The 17120-nt window shown below is 66.6% G+C and carries 15 protein-coding genes; 7 read left to right on the plus strand and 8 right to left on the minus strand.

Translation table 11 applies throughout. From position 1 onward, the window contains the following. Positions 1–66: 66 nt before the first annotated feature. The 5 genes from AZL_RS12040 to AZL_RS12060 all read left to right on the plus strand — a co-directional run bounded on the left by AZL_RS12040 (position 67) and on the right by AZL_RS12060 (position 7195). A complete protein-coding gene (locus tag AZL_RS12040) occupies positions 67–2199 on the plus strand; it encodes a 3'-5' exonuclease (RefSeq protein WP_247894201.1) in 2133 nt (710 codons plus the stop codon). Next, a complete protein-coding gene (locus AZL_RS12045) occupies positions 2196–3077 on the plus strand; it encodes a sensor histidine kinase (RefSeq protein WP_042443064.1) in 882 nt (293 codons plus the stop codon). The genes AZL_RS12040 and AZL_RS12045 overlap by 4 nt, the downstream gene beginning before the upstream one ends. A 268-nt stretch (positions 3078–3345) precedes the next feature. Continuing rightward, a complete protein-coding gene (locus AZL_RS12050; protein ID WP_012974830.1) occupies positions 3346–5016 on the plus strand; it encodes a response regulator in 1671 nt (556 codons plus the stop codon). 92 nt (positions 5017–5108) lie between these two features. Beyond that, positions 5109–6803: a PAS domain-containing sensor histidine kinase gene (locus AZL_RS12055; RefSeq protein ID WP_012974831.1), complete on the plus strand. Its 1695-nt coding sequence runs from the start codon at positions 5109–5111 to the stop codon at positions 6801–6803. Next, positions 6800–7195: a response regulator gene (locus AZL_RS12060; RefSeq protein ID WP_012974832.1), complete on the plus strand. Its 396-nt coding sequence runs from the start codon at positions 6800–6802 to the stop codon at positions 7193–7195. The genes AZL_RS12055 and AZL_RS12060 overlap by 4 nt, the downstream gene beginning before the upstream one ends. Before the next feature lie 31 nt (positions 7196–7226). Here the strand turns inward: AZL_RS12060 and moeB are convergent, their stop codons facing one another. The 8 genes from moeB to AZL_RS12105 form a co-directional block, all read right to left on the minus strand. Further along, positions 7227–8387, minus strand: coding sequence for a molybdopterin-synthase adenylyltransferase MoeB (moeB, locus tag AZL_RS12065; protein ID WP_012974833.1), 1161 nt, complete (start codon positions 8385–8387; stop codon positions 7227–7229). An 11-nt stretch (positions 8388–8398) separates the two neighbouring features. Further along, positions 8399–8677 carry a MoaD/ThiS family protein gene (locus AZL_RS36585; RefSeq protein ID WP_042443065.1) on the minus strand — a complete coding sequence of 93 codons (279 nt, stop codon included), beginning with the start codon at positions 8675–8677 and terminating at the stop codon, positions 8399–8401. Then, positions 8674–10083 (minus strand): TfuA-like protein, encoded by a 1410-nt coding sequence (locus tag AZL_RS12075; protein WP_012974835.1) that lies wholly within the window; start codon positions 10081–10083, stop codon positions 8674–8676. The genes AZL_RS36585 and AZL_RS12075 overlap by 4 nt, the downstream gene beginning before the upstream one ends. 26 nt (positions 10084–10109) lie before the next feature. Further along, entirely contained in the window at positions 10110–11363 is a 1254-nt protein-coding gene (locus AZL_RS12080; protein ID WP_247894202.1) for a YcaO-like family protein, read from the minus strand. A gap of 144 nt (positions 11364–11507) precedes the next feature. After that, on the minus strand, positions 11508–12665 hold the full coding sequence (locus tag AZL_RS12085) for a hypothetical protein (RefSeq protein ID WP_012974837.1): 1158 nt from the start codon (positions 12663–12665) through the stop codon (positions 11508–11510). A 366-nt stretch (positions 12666–13031) separates the two neighbouring features. Beyond that, a complete protein-coding gene (locus AZL_RS36310) occupies positions 13032–13394 on the minus strand; it encodes a hypothetical protein (protein ID WP_042443067.1) in 363 nt (120 codons plus the stop codon). Between the two features lie 150 nt (positions 13395–13544). Next, the gene (locus tag AZL_RS12100) at positions 13545–14015 is read right to left on the minus strand and encodes a GNAT family N-acetyltransferase (protein WP_247894203.1); all 471 of its coding nucleotides are present in this window, start codon (positions 14013–14015) and stop codon (positions 13545–13547) included. Between the two features lie 530 nt (positions 14016–14545). Continuing rightward, complete coding sequence (locus AZL_RS12105; RefSeq protein ID WP_012973088.1) at positions 14546–15886, minus strand: IS1380-like element ISAzs3 family transposase; 1341 nt, start codon at positions 15884–15886, stop codon at positions 14546–14548. 267 nt (positions 15887–16153) lie between these two features. Between AZL_RS12105 and AZL_RS12110 the strand changes: the two genes are divergently transcribed. Both AZL_RS12110 and AZL_RS12115 read left to right on the plus strand, forming a co-directional pair. Beyond that, positions 16154–16603, plus strand: a complete 450-nt coding sequence (locus AZL_RS12110; RefSeq protein ID WP_148219302.1) for a hypothetical protein — start codon at positions 16154–16156, stop codon at positions 16601–16603. 117 nt (positions 16604–16720) lie between these two features. Then, positions 16721–17032 carry a hypothetical protein gene (locus tag AZL_RS12115; RefSeq protein ID WP_247894337.1) on the plus strand — a complete coding sequence of 104 codons (312 nt, stop codon included), beginning with the start codon at positions 16721–16723 and terminating at the stop codon, positions 17030–17032. Positions 17033–17120 lie beyond the last annotated feature (88 nt).

The raw sequence follows: 17120 nt of genomic DNA on the forward strand, positions 1-17120 counted from the left end.
CCCCTCTCCCGGTCCCAGCCCCGGCGCATCATCCCCCTCGCCTTCCGCGCCGCCGGAGCCGGTCTGGTGGCTCTGGCGGTCGGGCTGGCGGTGGCGGTGCGCGGGTCGGACGCCTCGGATCCGCTGCTGACTTATGCCGTGCTGATGACCACGGCCTGCGCCGCCGCGGTGTGGGGGCTGTGGCTGGCGGTCGACCGTTACCTGCTGCGCGCCGCCGAAACGCTCAGCCGCGAGGCCGGGCTGATCGCCCATGGCAATGCCGAGGGCGCCGTCGGCGGCCGGGTGCCGCTGTCGCGCTATGGCGACCTTCAGCCGATCGCGCGGGCGGTGAACGAACTGTCGGACAAGCTGGCCCAGGTCCGCCGCGACATCGCCCGCACCGTCGCCGAGTCCACCGCCAGGGCGGAGGAGCAGAAGACCCGGCTCGCCGCCGTGCTGCGCGACCTGCATGAGGGCGTTCTGGTCTGCAACACCCGGCATCAGATCCTTCTCTACAACCAGACCGCCCTCGACATCCTGCATCTGACCGGCGAGCTGGGGCTCGGCCGCTCGCTTCTGCATTTCGTGGTGGCGGAGCCGGTGGCCCACACGCTGGAACGGCTTTCCCTGCGCGTCCGCGAGGGACGGCACCTCAACCATGAACACGGCACCACCGCCCAGTTCGTCGGCGCCACCACCGACGGCCGCATCCTGCTGGAAGGCCGGATGAGCGCCATCCTCCAGGATCCCGACCCGGCGTCGGACGAGCCGCCGACCATCACCGGATATGTGCTGACCCTGTCCGACGCCACCAGCGAACTGGCGGCGCTCGGCCAGCGCGACGCCCTGCTGCGCGAGGCGACGGAGGGATTCCGCGCGCCCATCGCCAATTTGCGGGCGGCGGTGGAAACGCTGTATGACGCCCCCGACCTCGGCCCCGCCGACCGCGCCGCCTTCGAATATGCCATGATGGAATCCTGCGACAGCCTGTCGCGGCGGCTTGAGCGGGTGACCGCCGCCTACCGCGATGTCGTCACCGGCAGCTGGCCGATGAGCGACATCCATTCGAGCAACCTCATCACCCTGGTCGCCCATCGCGTCGGGGCGATGTCCACCGCCACGGTGACGCTGACCGGCCTGCCGCACTGGCTGCATGGCGACAGCCACAGCCTGGTCCTGCTGTTCGCCTTTCTGGTCGGGCGGGTGCAAAGGCTGACCGGCGCCACCGTCTTCGATCTGGCCGCCGCCGGCCCGCAGGACGGCGACCGCTGGGTTTATCTCGACCTCGTCTGGACCGGCCCGCCGGTGTCCAGCGCCACGCTGGACGGCTGGCTGGACCAGGCTCTGCCCGACGGGTTGGGCGGTCTCAGCGCCGGCGACGTGCTGCAACATCACCGCAGCACGGCCTGGAGCGAAGCGCTGCCCACGGATCAGCATCAGGCTCAGTCAGAAGGGGATCAGCCGCAAGGCGCCGGCCGCGCCCGGCTGCGCGTGCCGTTGCCGCCGGCCCAGTCGCCACGCACCGCCCAGCCCCGCGCCCGGACCGGAGCCCGGCCGGAATTCTTCGATTTCGGACTGCTGCACCAACCGCTGGCGACCAGCGGGCTGGGCGGAACGCCGTTGGACCGGCTGCATTACGTGGTGTTCGATACGGAAACCACCGGCCTCTCGCCCAGCGCCGGCGACGAGATCGTCCAGATCGCCGCGGTCCGCATCGTCGGCGGACGCATCCTGACCGGCGAGACCTTCAACATGCTGGTCGATCCCAAACGGCCGATCCCGCCGGAGTCGATCCCCTTCCACGGCATCACCGACGCCATGGTCGCGGGCAAGCCGACCATCGACACCGTGCTGCCCCAGTTCCGCAGCTTCGTCTCCGGCGCGGTGCTGGTGGCGCATAACGCCGCCTTCGACCTGAAATTCCTGAAGATGAAGGAACGGGCGGCGGGAGTGACCTTCGACTGCCCGGTGCTCGACACCATGCTGCTGTCGCGCATGCTGCTGGGCAATGACGGCGACCACACGCTGGACGGCATCGCCCAGCGGCTGGGCATCGCGGTGGTCGACCGCCACACCGCGCTGGGCGACAGTCTGGTCACCGCCGCCGTGTTCCTGAGGATGATCGAGATGCTGCGCGACCAGGGCGTCAGAACGTTGGACGACGCCATCCGCGGCGCCAACATCCTGGTCGAACTCGCCGCTAGGGAACGCGCCTTTTGAGCGCCCCCCGGCATGGTCCGGGACAAAAGCCGGACCAACGCGCGCTGGAACGCAGGGTCGCCGAGCTGGAACGCGCCAACGCCACCCTGCGCGCCGACAATGAACGGCTGACCGAACGGGATCGGCTGAAGGATGAAATCCTGCCGACCGTCGCCCATGAACTGCGGGCGCCGCTGACCTCGATCCGGGCGCTGGGCGAGGTTCTGCATGACGATCCCGGTCTGGCCCCTGACCGGCGGCAAGAACTCCTGGCCGTCATCATCAAGGAAAGCGAGAGGCTGACCCGTCTGGTCAATCAGCTGCTGGACAGGGCGCGGTTGGACGGCGTGGAGATCGAGGCCGGCGCGTCGGACCGGCGGATCGCGATCATCGACGTCGGCCCGGCGCTGGCCGAGGCGGCCGCCGCGACGGCGCCGCTGTTCCTGGAACGCGACATCGCCCTGTCGGTCGATAGTCCCGCGACCCTGCCGCCGGTGCGCGGCGATGTCGACCGGGTGGTCCAGGTCATCGTCAACCTGCTGTCCAACGCCGCGAAATTCACGCCCGTCGGCGGCCGCGTCCGGCTCGAAGCCCAGCGGGACGGCGGCGTCCTGCGGGTGAGGGTGACCGACAGCGGCCCCGGTGTGGCGGCGGAGGAGCGCGAACTGGTGTTCCAGCGCTTCCACCGCTCCGCCACCGCCGTGGCGGGGGATTCCGACGGCACGGGCCTTGGTCTGGCGATCTCAAGGCGGATCGTCGAGCGTCTGGGCGGCCGGATCGGGGTGGAGGATGCGTCCACGGCAGGGCCCCCCGAGTCGGGCCATGGCGCCTCCTTCTGGTTCACTCTTCCACTTGCCGAGGCCGGGGCCGGGGCGATGCCACCGGAGCGCGACGACTGATCGGACTCGAAACACTTACAATCGTCTGGCAGGACCATGATCCCGTGTTATCCTCGCGCCGCTTTGCAATCCGGCTGACCGGGAGTTCTCCCGCTTGTGGTAGGGCCCACGCCCGCATCACAAAGGGTATACAACCGATGGGGCGCTCCATGCCGCGGCCCTTCCCGTTCGGACGATGCGCGCTTATGGTGGGGAACACGGAACCATGTGCGATATGGATCGGGCAGGACGGGCCGCCCGTCGAGCGGGCGGGTGGTAGGAAGGCTGGATGGGCAAGATACTGGTTGTCGACGACGAGCGGGACGTCCAGACGCTGCTCCTGCAACGTTTCCGCCGCGCCGTCCGCGCCGGCGAGTTGGAATTCCTGTTCGCCCATGATGGGCGGGAGGCGCTGGAGACCCTGCGCGCCCAGCCCGACATCGACATGGTTCTGAGCGACATCAACATGCCCGGCATGGATGGGCTGACCCTGCTCGACCACCTGCCGCAGGTGAATTCGGACATCCGGGCGGTGATGGTGTCGGCCTATGGCGACCTGAGCAACGTGCGCGCGGCGATGAACCGTGGCGCCTTCGACTTCATCATCAAGCCCATCGACTTCGCCGACCTGGAAGCCACCATCCACAAGACGCTGGAAGCCTGCCGCGCCATGCGCCGCCTGCGCGACGCGCTACAGGAAACCCGGACGGCGGAGGCGGCATCGCGTGCCCAGGCCGCCCGCATGCGCCGGGTTCTGGACGGCAGCCCGATCGGCGTGGCGATCCTCACCGAAGCCGGAGAGCTGGTCTATTGCAACCAGCGCTGCACCGACCTGTTCGGTTTGCCCGCGGACAGGCTTCAGCACCAATGCGCCCCCACCTTGTTCCGCCATGTCCAGGACCGGCTGCCGGAACGGGAAGCCGAAACCGTGACCCTGTCGGCGTCGGACGAGATCCATTATGTGCGCGAGGACGGGCGCACGGTGTGGATGGCGATGTCGGTCGACCGCACCAGTTACGAGGATCAGCCGGTCTTCATCGTCTGGCTCTACGACATCACCGAACGAAAGGTCCAGGCCGAGGCCCTGCGCAGCGCCAAGGACTCGGCGGAACAGGCGCTGGCCGATCTGGAACGCATGCAGGCCGACCTGATCCGGGCGGAAAAAATGGCGGTGATCGCTCAACTGATCGCCGCGGTCGCGCACGAGATCAATACCCCCGTCGGCACCGCGCTGACCGCCGCCACCCATCTGCAAACCGCATCGGAAGCGATCATCCTGACCTTCAAGGGTGGCCAGCTGCGCAAGAGGGATTTCCAGGATTACGTCGCCACCGCCAGCGAGGTGTCGACCTTGCTGGTCGCCAACATCGAACGCGCCGCGGCCCTGATCCAGAGCCTGAAGCTGGTGACCGAGGGCAAGGCCAGCTCGCCGCGCAGCCGTTTCGACCTGCGCGACTATCTGTCCGACATCGTGCTGGCGGTGCAGGTGCAGCCGGCGGCATCCAGACACCAGCTGGAGCTGGAGTGTCCGCATGGGCTTGCGCTCGACACCTATCCCGGCGCGCTGACCGAAGTGCTTCTGGCGCTGTTGACCAACGCCTTCGCCCACGCCTTCGAGACGGAGCCGACGACCGCCGCCATCGGCTCGCAAGACGCCGCGGAAGACCTCGCACCCCTCGTCCGCCGCCCCGGTGGCAAGGTGACGGTTTCGGTGCGGATGCTGCCTGACGACCGGGTGGAACTGCGCGTTTCCGACAACGGACGCGGCATCCCGCCAGCCATCCTGCCGCGGCTGTTCCAGCCCTTCACCACCACGCGCCGCGGCACCGGCAGCATGGGGCTCGGGCTCTATGCCGTGTTCAATCTGGTCACCGGGAAGCTCGGCGGCGAGGTCGATGTCGAAAGCACTGTCGGAAGCGGAACCAGCATGATCCTGCGGCTGCCGCTGGACGCCCCCTGACCCCCTCTGTCATGGTGGTGCCGCACCCGGTTCCGACCGAGGGCGCATACGGATGGCTGTGACTTCGGGCTGGTTGAGCGGGAACAGACAGGATGGACAAGCTTACCGAGCAGCCGATTCCTCCCCCCCAGTCGGTCGAAGAGGCGCTGGAGAACGCCCACCGTTACAGGGCGTCGCTGATCGAGACGATGCCCGGGCTGATCGTCCATCGTGGCGGCCGCGTGCTCTACTGCAACACCGCGCTGGCCAATCTTCTCGGCTATCCGACGACGCGCGAAATCTCCGCCCTGACCCATGTGCTGTCCCTCGTGCCGGAGGATGCGCTCCAGGCCGAGGAGAAGGCCTATGCCCGTTGCCTCAACGGCGAATTGCGGCTGGAGGCCAGGCGGGTGAAGCGATATCGCGCCGACTCCAGCCTGCAATGGTTCGACCAGTTGCTGGAAACGGTGGATTGGGTCGACGGCCCGGCGATCATGGAGATGCTGACCCGGATGCGACACCATCCGGCGAACGCCGATCTGCCGCGCCAGGGGCAATTGCTTCAGGCCGCCATCGACGCCATGCCCAACGGCGTGTTGATGCTGGACAAGGATTTGCACCTGGAGGGCGCGAACAGCGAATATTTCCGGCTGTGGGATTATCCGCCCGGCATGTTCCCACCAGGCACCCCCGTCTCGGCAACCCTGGATTACAATCACAGCCGAGGCGACTATGGCGACGTCCCCCGGAAGGAGACGGTCGAAGCGCTCAGCGCCAGGCTGCGCGTCAAGGGGGTCGCCAACGCCGAGCGGGAAGTGCCGAACGGCCGCATCCTGGACATCAGGACCGCCCCTCGGGCCGATGGCGGCTACGTCATCACCCAATATGACATCACGGACAGGAAGCGGATCGAGACCGAGCTGCGCGAAGCCAAGGAGCGAGCCGAGTCGATCTTGCAGGAATTGCGGGAAACGCAACAGCAATTGATCGTTCAGGAAAAAATGGCCTCTCTCGGCCAACTGACCGCCGGCATTGCCCATGAACTGAAAAATCCACTGAATTTCGTCAATAATTTCTCGGATCTGAGCGAGGAGCTTTTCGACGAGCTTTTGGAGTTCCTCAACCCGGTCAAGAGCGGGCTTCCCTCCGACGCGGTGGAGGAAGTCGATTCCCTCATCAAGGACTTGCAGAGCAATCTGCGCAAGATCGGCGAGCATGGCCGACGGGCCGACCGCATCGTCAAGAGCATGCTGGATCATTCGCGCGGCGGCGGTGGAGAATGGCAATCGGTCGATCTGAATGGCTTGGTCGAGGAAGCACTCGTACTGTCCTATCAGGCGAGCAGAACACAGGATTCCGGTTTCAACGCCACGCTTGAGCGCAAGCTTGATCCGGAACTGGGCGAACTGGACTTGGTGCCGCAGGATATTTCCCGCGTCCTCGTCAATTTGTTCACCAATGCTTTCTATGCGCTGCGGCGCCGCCAGATCGTCGGCGCCGACCCCGCCTATCGCCCCACCCTGACCGTCACCACGAGAGGCTGTAACGACGATGTAGAAATTAGAATAACCGACAATGGGACCGGTGTCCCACCCGCTTTGATCGAGAAGATATTCACCCCTTTCTTCACCACGAAGCCTGCCGGCGAGGGAACCGGTTTGGGCCTTTCCCTCAGTTATGACATCGTGGTACACCAACACAGGGGTCGTTTTGACGTGTCAAGCGTCGAAAACGAGTTCAGCGAGTTTGTGATTTCGCTGCCACGCAAAGCGGTGGCTGTCGATTCAGGGGAGCGGCGGAAAAGATGACATTGGGGATTCTCGTTGTAGACGATGAGCCGGATGTCGAAGATCTGTTTCGTCAACGTTTCCGTGCGGAACTGCGCCGGGGTGAGCTGGCGCTGCATTTCGCGGTCTCGGCGGAAGAGGCGCTGCGCAACCTGGAAGAAGGCCTCCAACCCGAAGCGGTGCTCGTTCTCAGCGATATCAACATGCCCGGGATGAGCGGGCTCGAGTTCCTTGAACATGTGAAGGCCAGCCTGCCACAGGTTCCCGTGATCGTGGTGACGGCCTACGGGGACGCGGAAAACCGCCGCCGCGCCCTCGACATCGGGGCGACCGAACTGGTCACCAAGCCCGTGGATTTCGTTGCCCTGAAGAAACTGGTCAGCAGCGTGATCGAACAGAAGACGGCGGCTTGAGGCCGCGCCGGGACTTGCCCGGCCGCCCTCATCATCCTTGCGGGCCGCAGATCACGGCGAGATCCCGCAACTCGGCCGCCTCGCCGGAGCAGCATGAACAAGCGGGATCGACCGGCACCGCAAGCTCGTTGAACTCGCCGCGCAAGCCGTCATACATCAGCAGACGCCCGGTCAGCGGATCGCCAAGGTCGAGCAGAAGCTTGATCGTCTCCGCGGCCATGATGGTTCCGATGACGCCGGGCAGAACCCCCAGCACCCCCGCCTCGGCACAGGACGGCGCATATTCGGACGGCGGCGGTTCCGGAAACAGGCAGCGGTAACAGGGGCGTTCGCCCGGAGCGGCCCCGCCGAACACCGAAACCTGGCCCTCGAACCGGAAAATCGCCCCGTAAACGACGGGGATGCGCAGACGCAGGCAAGCATCGTTCACCAGATAGCGCGTGGGCAGATTGTCCGACCCGTCGACCACCACATCATGCCCCGCCAGCAGATCGAGCACATTGGCGGCTTCGACGCGCAGCTTCCGCGTCTCCACCGTGATGGTCGGATTGAGATCGAGCAGAGCCGCGCGTCCGCTCTCCACCTTATCCTGGCCAAGCCGGCTTTCGGCATGAAGGATCTGGCGTTGCAGGTTGCTGCGCTCCACCCGGTCATCATCGATCAGGGTCAGACGCCCGACGCCGGCGGCGGCGAGATACAGGGCGATCGGCGACCCCAACCCACCGGCGCCGATCAAGGCGACGCTGCTGTTCAACAGACGATGCTGTCCGGCTTCCCCGACCTCCGGCATGGTCAGATGACGGCGGTAGCGCTCGCGCTGGCCGGCATCCAGACGGGGCGGCACCTCAACCGGCAGACCGGCGGCCTTCCAGGCGGAAAAACCGCCGCGAACGGAGCGGACATCGCCATACCCCATCCGCAACAGATCTTCCGCCGCCAGCAGGGACCGCGTTCCCCCGGCGCACATCAGCAGAAGCGGGCTCGCCGGATCGGGCACGCCGTCCTCGATGCGCAGCTCCAGAAAACCGCGCGGCACGCGCAGCGCCCCCGCCGGGGCGCCCGCCGCCGTTTCCTCGTCATCGCGGACATCGACGAGAATGGCGCCGCCGCGCTGCATGGCGAGCGCCTCCGAAACCGCGATCTCCGGGATCCGGGCACGCAACTCGCTCAGCCGCCGATCCTTCAAGCTCATGCCACGGCTCCTCAACCGCCCGCCAGGGCGACCATCAGCGTCAGGGTGGCACCGCCCGGCAAGGCCGCATCGAGCCCGCCCAGCCTGCGCACATCGTCACGGCCCAGATAGACATTCACGAAACGCCGCAATTCACCATCGGTCGTGAACAGGCGATCCCGGAAAATATCCTGGCCGGCGGTGAGCGCCAACAGCGCCTCGCGCACCGTACCACCGGACACCGTCACCTGATCCCGCCCGCCAACGAAACCGCGCAGCGGGGTCGGCAGCCGGATTGTCACGTCGCTCACGCCTGCATCTCCTCTTCGCACCCGGCCCGGTCGTCCGAAACCGCCTGCAACGCCTGCTCGGCTTCCGCGGCGAGTTGGCGGACAAGGTCGCGCACCTTCTTCGTCCGCACCAGATCGATCCTCAGATCGAGAATATCCTTGAACCCATATTCATAAGCCCAGACATCGGGTGGCGCATCGATGCGGCAGGAGGTGTGGGCGAGATGATCGAGGATCAACTCCTCGGTCGTTTCCTGCGACTGCTGGGCGGTGCCGCCGAAATGCAGCTCCGACACACGCTGCACGAAGGCGGCCTCCTCGGCTATCGCCTCATAGAGCCCACGCAAGCGCAGTTCGTTGAGGACCGGCCTGGTCGTCCGCGCAAGGAAGCGCCGCGAGATCATCCAGTGCCGCATCGCCCGCTCGGTGGCGAGTTCGGCCATCAGGGCGTCGAACTCCTCTCCCGTCAGATCATTGCTGCGGCACCATCGCAACAGCGCCTCCGGCGACTCGATGCCGCGCCCCATGCAGAATCGCCGCGCCTCGGCGGTGACCGCTTCGGCATCCACCTTGACGCCGACGGCTTCGGCCAATTGGCCGGCCAGCAGCCGGCCGAGCGCCGCATTGTTGATCTCGGCGAAATCCGGTCGATGCAGGGCGGCATGCAGAGCGATATCCGACAGCGGAACGGCGTTGCCGCCATGCTCCACCCGGCGGTCCCGCTCATACAGCACGTCGAAATAATGCGACGCGTTGAAGGCGAAGGGTGCCGGACGCGGCGGGGTGATCAGACTGGCGAGGTGGTTGAGCAGCGCCTCCGCATCGCGGCGCTTCTGGTCGACCGCGCCCGCGTCGAGAAAGCGTTCAAGACGCTCGATCTCCGCATCGGTCAGCGCGGCTTCGGCCCAAATCCGATCCCGCGTCCGTTCAGGGAAATAGCAGCGCTTGGCGGCGGTGACCACGCGGTCGCGCAGATCACCGTCGATCGCTCCGGCGGCCACCGCCGCCTCCAGGCTGGCACGCAAATTCACCAGCGGCTCGGACAAGGGGAGATAGCCGTCTTCGGGACCGGCATGGGCCAGGGCGACCTCGTCGTCTCCGGTCAGACGGCCGTCGATATACTGCCGCGCCACCTCACCGATCGGAATCATGCCGAAGCCATGGCACTCCGCGGCCCTCAGGGCTCCCATGCTCGATGCGCCATAGACCGCGATGCCCCTGGAGAGCGCGAACAGGATCTCCTTGTGCCAGACGGACAGGGACTGGCCGAAGACACCGTCGATCAGGGCGATCACATCCGGCTGGTGGATGGTCATCGCGCTCAGGATATCGGCCTGGGCGGCCGGAGGCAGATACACCGCATCCGACAGGATCGTCCTGGCATCCTCGACGGCCATCGTCGGACCAAGGAAAACACAGATCTTCATTCGTCCGCCCCCACCCGAAGCGCCCGTCACGCCACGCCTGCCCCGGCGGCCATCCGCGTCCTGACCATTTCGGTGAAGCCGTGCGCACGCGATCCGGCCGCGTAGAAATCGAAACGATAGCCCTCCAGGCCGGGAACCAGAACCCTGACCACCGGAATTCCCATCTCGGGCTGGGTCAGATCGAAGACCAGGACCTGCGACAGGCCCACCCGCTGCAACAGGCCGAGCAGGACGGTGATGTCGCCCTCGAAGGTCGGCGTGGACAGGTCGGCATGCCGGCGCCCATCGACCGTTGCCGGCTGCGCCTCCAGCGCGGCGATTCCGGCGCTGCCATCGGCGTTCTGGTTGCGGATCATGTCCCTGCGGAAGAAATCGTCGCGGGAACCGGCGATCATCACCAGACGGGCCTGGACCGCCTCGGTCAGGGCGCGGCACATGGCGACGGCCGGCTCCAGATGGCTGCCGTAACCACGGCTCATTCCCATGTTCCGCACATCGCGATCGTAAACCATCGCCATGTAGCTGGGCAGGCCGAGATCATTGGTGACGTCGAACAGCAGGGGGCGGACGCCCGCGGCCTCGAAACGGTTCAGCAGATCGCGGACCGTGGGATGATCGATGCTGGTCAGATCGACCCGCGGCGTCGGGATCTGGAGCTGGTCGCAGGCACTGCCCCAGCAGGACACCGCATCGCGCTCCATCACCTCGCACAGCCCGGAGACGACGGCCTCAAGAATGTGATTGCCGCTGGCCAGACCGTTGGTGCCGGCGGCGTAGAAGCTCCGCGGGCCGGGCCGGGCGCCGGGGACGCTGTGGAGACCGACCGCGGTCCAGGGCGCGGCGATGCGGCGGCCACCGATCAGATCCCATCCCCAGGTCCAATATTCCGGCCTGTCGGGCTGGAAGGCGCTGTCCTTGCTGCCCGGCATGCGGTCCAGCGGGATGCGCCCATCCTCGGGCAGATCGTTCCAGGCGGCCTCGACATGGGGCAGACGCATCGTCTCGGCGTGATAGCACTCGATCCCCTCCATCGCCGCCGACACCGTCGCCGCCACCAGGCTGAAGCCCTTTCCAGCGCTTCCCGCCAGGGTCGAGCTGTTCGGGCGGTGCCCAAGAACGGTGTGGATACCGACACGATCCAGGCCGGTCACGTCCGCCAGCCTGGTGATGCCGCAGCGGGCCAAATGAGGGGTGATGCGGGCCAGTGTCTCTTCCGGGGTGGCCGTCCGGTGGGTGCCGGTAAAGAAACGCTTCGCCGCCGTGTATACACCGTCCCCCAACCTTATGCCGGCGGTTGGATGCGGCTGATTGTCAGGAAGAGGGGAGGCATGACCGGGCGTTGCCGGATTTGTCGAAGCTCGCATCTACAGCTTCCGGAAATTTGCGAAGGGGCCGGCTTCGTGGGAAGCCGGCCCTGCCACATCTCAGGCGATGGTGTCCTTGCCGGCGGTGTCCTTGCCGGCATCATCCGCCGTCGCGGCTTGCGTCTCCGTCGACGGCGTCACCTGAGCCGGCGCGGAGGCCGGAACCCCGAACAGCGACGACAGGCTGGCGACCGCGGCGGGAACCGAGAACAGCGATGCCGCCTGGGCGGTCGCCGGAACGGCGAACAGCGACGACAGGCTGGCGACGGCCGCCGGATGCGCCTGCAACGACGCGCAAGCCGCAGGCGCGGACGGCGCCGACGTGGCGGCGGGCGCCGTGAACAGCGACGCCGTCTGGGCGGTCGCCGGAACGGCGAACAGCGACGACAGGCTGGCGACGGCCGCCGGATGCGCCTGCAACGACGCGCAAGCCGCAGGCGCGGACGGCGCCGACGTGGCGGCGGGCGCCGTGAACAGCGACGCCGTCTGGGCGGTCGCCGGAACGGCGAACAGCGACGACAGGCTGGCGACGGCCGCCGGATGCGCCTGCAACGACGCGCAAGCCGCAGGCGCGGACGGCGCCGACGTGGCGGCGGGCGCCGTGAACAGCGACGCCGTCTGGGCGGTCGCCGGAACGGCGAACAGCGACGACAGGCTGGCGACGGCCGCCGGATGCGCCTGCAACGACGCGCAAGCCGCAGGCGCGGACGGCGCCGACGTGGCGGCGGGCGCCGTGAACAGCGACGCCGCCTGGGCGGTCGCCGGAACGGCGAACAGCGACGACAGGCTGGCGACAGCCGCCGGATGCGCCTGCAACGACGCGCAAGCCGCAGGCGCGGACGGCGCCGACGTGGCGGCGGGCGCCGTGAACAGCGACGCCGCCTGGGCGATCGCCGGAACGGCGAACAGCGACGACAGGCTGGCGACAGCCGCCGGATGCGCCTGGAGGGACACGCAGGCCGCAGGGGCCGCCGCCACCGAGGAAGCGGCCGTCGCGATGGATTCAGCCGCGAGGCCGGAATTCACCTCGCCGCCCTCCGCCAGGGCGCCGAAAGCTTGGGCGGCAACCGAGCGCACATCATCCGCGGTGATGTCGCCGAAGCCGTTCTGAGCGAGAATCGCTTGCTTCCCGGCGGCGTCCGCACCGTTAAGCTGGTCTCGGAAGCCACCATCGGTAGCAAGGCGCTTAATGAGGTCGAGCGCCTTCTCGTTGGCCATTTTGCCCCTCCTACACCGTCTGCAAATGCGATTGGGTCGGAATCATATGACTGACCGGACCAATAACATAGGCAATCAGGAAAAATGCTACCTAAAAATTGTATCAAACGGCATTTAAGCTGATTATTTAATTTCCATTACAATGCCGGCTGGCCAGCCGGAAAGAGTTCTGGAAAGACGTCGGCACGGAAATTCATGCGTTGAAGGATTCACCGAAATATGGGAAGTCCTTCAACGCATGAAATCATAAAACCCAACGATCCAATCGCTTCCTCAAAGAGGAATGATCGAATATCTCAGAGAATATGTGGGGCGTAAGGATTGGGGTTTCACATCTTCTCCCTCAATTCCGCCCCCTGCCCCTCATCAGGTGGGTGAGGAGTATGCAGCCGAACCAAAAGCTGACGAGCCATATGCCGCAGACCCAAAACCGGCCGCCGCGAAGCCAGCTGACGCGAAGCCAGCCGCCGCAAAATAGGCCTCGACGGACTGACCGGACGACTCGCCAGTACCGCTGGCGGCGCTCGGAGAGGTCGCCGCAAGGTCGCCGCGGCCGGCAACCGCGGATGGCTGCGCCATCGCCCGAAGGTCCGCCGCCTCAACCTTGGCAAAGCCGTGACGGGCAAGCGTGTCGCGCTTCGCCTTCATGTCCCCGCCGCCAAGAACCGCACGAAAGGATGAGTCGGTAGCAAGGCGCTTGATAAGATCAACCGCGGTCATCGTAGCCATACGCGATCCTCCACCATCGAGAGAGCCAATGGGACACCACCCATGCGATCCCATCATATTTGCTATGCGAATATAGGATCAAGGGTATTGTTTCCATCAAAACAACCGATACGGATCCTGGTGACGGGCGATATGACACGGCGGAAGAGTCTAGCAGGCCGAAATTCGCGGGCGGGCGTACCAGCGTTCCCGGCTTTGCCGCCAGAATTCCGCCATCGGCTGGGCCATCGGCTCGGGCAATGGCGCAAGACCGCTCAGGTGGCCGCCAAGACGCCGGGCAACCGCCTTGGATGCGAAATTCTGCGGATTGATGGTGTGCAGCACATCGTCCCAGCCAAGCGTTTCAAAGGCCCAATCGACGGCGGCCGTCGCGGCTTCCACGGCATAGCCACGCCCCCAATGACTGCGCATGATCGCCCAACCGACCTCGTTTCCGGGCCAGCCTTCCGGAACCCAGGGACCGACCCGACCGACCCAAAGGCCTGTGGACTTCTCGATCACGGAAAACATGGAAAAGCCTTGGATCATCCAGGCTCCGGCCACCGCGACGAACCCGCGCCAGGCGATGGGGCGGGGCTGGACGCCGCCGATATGCCTCGTCACCTCCTCATCGGCCATCATGGCGGCCCAAGGCTCGAAATCTTCGGCCCTGGTCGGACGCAGGAGCAACCGACGGGTCTCCAGGATCGGCTCCGCGACCGACCGAATGTTCTGCTGAACCCTTGACAACACCATCGCCCTTCCACGTTCGGATGCGCCGTACGCGCCTACCGCACTGCAAACGGATGGACCCCGATATACCGGGATAATGACGGATCGCCTATCGTGGAAAAATGCTCCATCGTGTGGCGAGCGACATAATGGGGAATACCCAGCCATTCCCCTCGCGAAAAGGGAGACTCCGTCGGGAAATGCCCGCCCCTTCCCGGGAAGGGCGTATCGTCCACCCGTTTCGTCCGATGCCGTTTAGCGCGAATTCCCTAGCCGCCTTTATTCACCAGGGTGGCGAGCGGTCTGGTCGCCGCGTTGAGATGATCAACGTTGGGCTGTATGGGCGCGCGTCGTCGGCCGCCGCGCTGACGGCGGCGTGACGGTGTCGGAGTTGGTGGTGGAGGGGATTGGGTGACGGCTGGGGCACGCTGCCCCGGTGCTCAGCAGATGAGCCGGGGCATGCGGCCGAGGGCGAGGTGGATGATCGCCTGATCAGGCGCGCTGGTCGGCAGGTGCACCTTGATCTGCGTCTTCATCTCCACGATACGCGCGGCGGTCTTCACCAAGCGCAGCCGCAAGGTGTCGAATTGCACCGTGCGCCAGCGGGAGCGTTTCGGCATCAGCGAGCGCAGGCTCCACAGCAGCCAGTACGCCCCGGCGTGCAGGAACAGGCGGAACTGGTTGGCCGTCGCCTTGGTGCAGGAGGTCCGGTCTGCGGCAAGGTGGGATTTCCAGGCTTTTATATGATTTTCCGCCTGTCCCCTCGCGCAATACAGGCCGGCATACAGCCAGCGACCCGTGCCGTGGCGTAGGTTGGTGACGATGAAGCGGCTGTCGGTGCCCTGGTCTCCTGCCTCGACGCGCGCGACGATGCGGCGGACCCGGCTCCAGGTGCTGGCCCCGTCATAGAATTCCTTGAAGCGGCGCACCTTGTCGGCTCCGGGCATGGCCTGGAAGCGCGCCGCGGTGCTGGCCTCCAGCGTGGTGACGTGACGGCGCAGTGTGCTGCTGGTCGGCAGACCGAGCACGTAGTCGAGCCCCTCCGCCTCGCACCAGTCCAGCACCTCCGGGCAGGCGTAATGGCCGTCGGCGCGCAGCAGGATCTCGGTCTTGGGCCAGTTTGCCCGAATGGCGCGGAGCAGGCGACGCAGGAAGGTCCGGATCTCCGTCCCCTTGGGCCGCTTGGCTGGGCGCAGCACAGCGGTGACAAAGCGGCCGTTGCCGTCGAAGACAACGATGGGCTGGAAGCCGTACTCGTCGTAATGGGCGTTGAACAGGCGCAACTGCTGACCGCCATGCACCGTGTCGAAGGTGTCGTCTACATCCAGCACGATGCGCTTGGGCACCTGGCGAAAGGACGCGCAGTAGAGATCGACCATGGCTCGGCCCATGCGCAGCAGTGCGCGGGTATCCGGCAGGTTCTCCAGGCGCGAGATGGTGGCTTGCGAGCAAAGGTCACGCTCGGACGGCAGGCGTTCCAGGGCCATCTTGAACAGCGGGTCGGAGCGTAGGCTGCCGGCGTCGTTGCCGTCCTCGTAGCCCGCCGCGATGGCCAGCAGGCGAAAGCCGATGATGTCGGCCAGCGAATGCACGGTGCGCGTTGGATCGCGCGGGTCCTCAATACAGGCGGCCAGCCGATCGGCAATCCGCAGCCGCTTCGCCACCTCCCGCAGCACCAGCAGCCCGCCATCGGAGGACAGGCGGCCGCCATCAAAGCGCCCGATCACCGGCTTTCCAGCAACGGGTGACAGGCCGGGCAGCGGCAGGGTATGATCAACCATGGCGGGTGGGCGCTCCGGAAACGGCAGGAGTTGGCGTCAGCACCCAAATCCTACGGCCGCTCAACGGATGCCGCTACACCCGCCAACCCTCATGAATTTTCCCGGCTAGCCGGTCTGGCCTAAGGCGGCGCGGCCCGCTAGACACTATATGGCTTGAACGCGAGTGGAGCGATCGATTGCGGCGGAAGGACGGACACGAGGCCCTTTCCCCGGCCTCGCTCGCCGACCAAGCGCCCGAACAACAAGCCACAAGAACGGAGTATGACGATGTTGCGGTTTCGGATGGCGATCATGGCCCTGGCGGCGGTAAGCGTCGCGACCCTGGCCGGCGCCGGCTTCAGCGGCGGTGCCGCGGCCCAGTCCAAGCTGGACGCCTCGGGCCAGCCCGTGTGGGACGAAAGCCACAACCAGCGCCCGACGGCGGCCAACGACCGCGCCCTGCCCGCCGGCGTGGTCACCCTGAGCACGGCGACCTCCGCCCCCGGCCTGCTCGGCGTCTACGCCCGCAACGGCCTGCCCTTCGACATCGTGCTGAACCGTGTCGACGCCACCCAGTGCGTCAACATCGCGCCCGAGGATTGCGGCCTGCTCGGCACCGACATCCGCGTCGCCACCGGCGCCGAGATACTGGTGCGCAGCGTGCGGCAGGCCGACATGACCCGCACCTACGGCCTGGTCCCGGTCTACAGCTGGCGTCCGGCCGTCGCCGCCAAGTAAGGCGGCCGATCGAGCGGGACCGCGGCCCTTCGCGGCGGTCCCGCCTCCTTCTATTCCCTTGACATCCCGTCGCCTGCGGGCTGAATGCCCGGACGATCAGACGGGTTGCCGGCGATGATGTCCTTGTCCAAGATTCTCCTCCTTGCGCTGGTGATCGGCGCGGTGTGGTTCGGCTGGCGCTGGGTCAACCGCGTGCAGAAGGTCGGCCGCGCCCGCACCGCCGCCCGCCGGCAGGACGCCCGCCATCAGGACGCCCACCGCCAGGATGGGCGGCGCGATGCCGCAGGCGGCCCCGCCTACCGGGACGCCGGGGTCCGGCCCGCGGCGATGGAGGCGGAGGACATGGAGAAATGTCCGGAATGCGGCGCCTATGTCGCCCCCCGCTCCGCCGTGTCCTGCGGCCGCGCCGCCTGCCCCTACGGGCGCTGACGGCGACGGCGCCGTTGCCGCGCTGCGGCTTGATTTGGCGGTGGCACCCGCCTATCGTGCGGCGCGTTTTCAACATTTCTCATTGTGG

The organism is Azospirillum sp. B510, assembly GCF_000010725.1.
In the GTDB taxonomy this organism is placed as follows: Bacteria; Pseudomonadota; Alphaproteobacteria; order Azospirillales; family Azospirillaceae; genus Azospirillum; species Azospirillum lipoferum_B.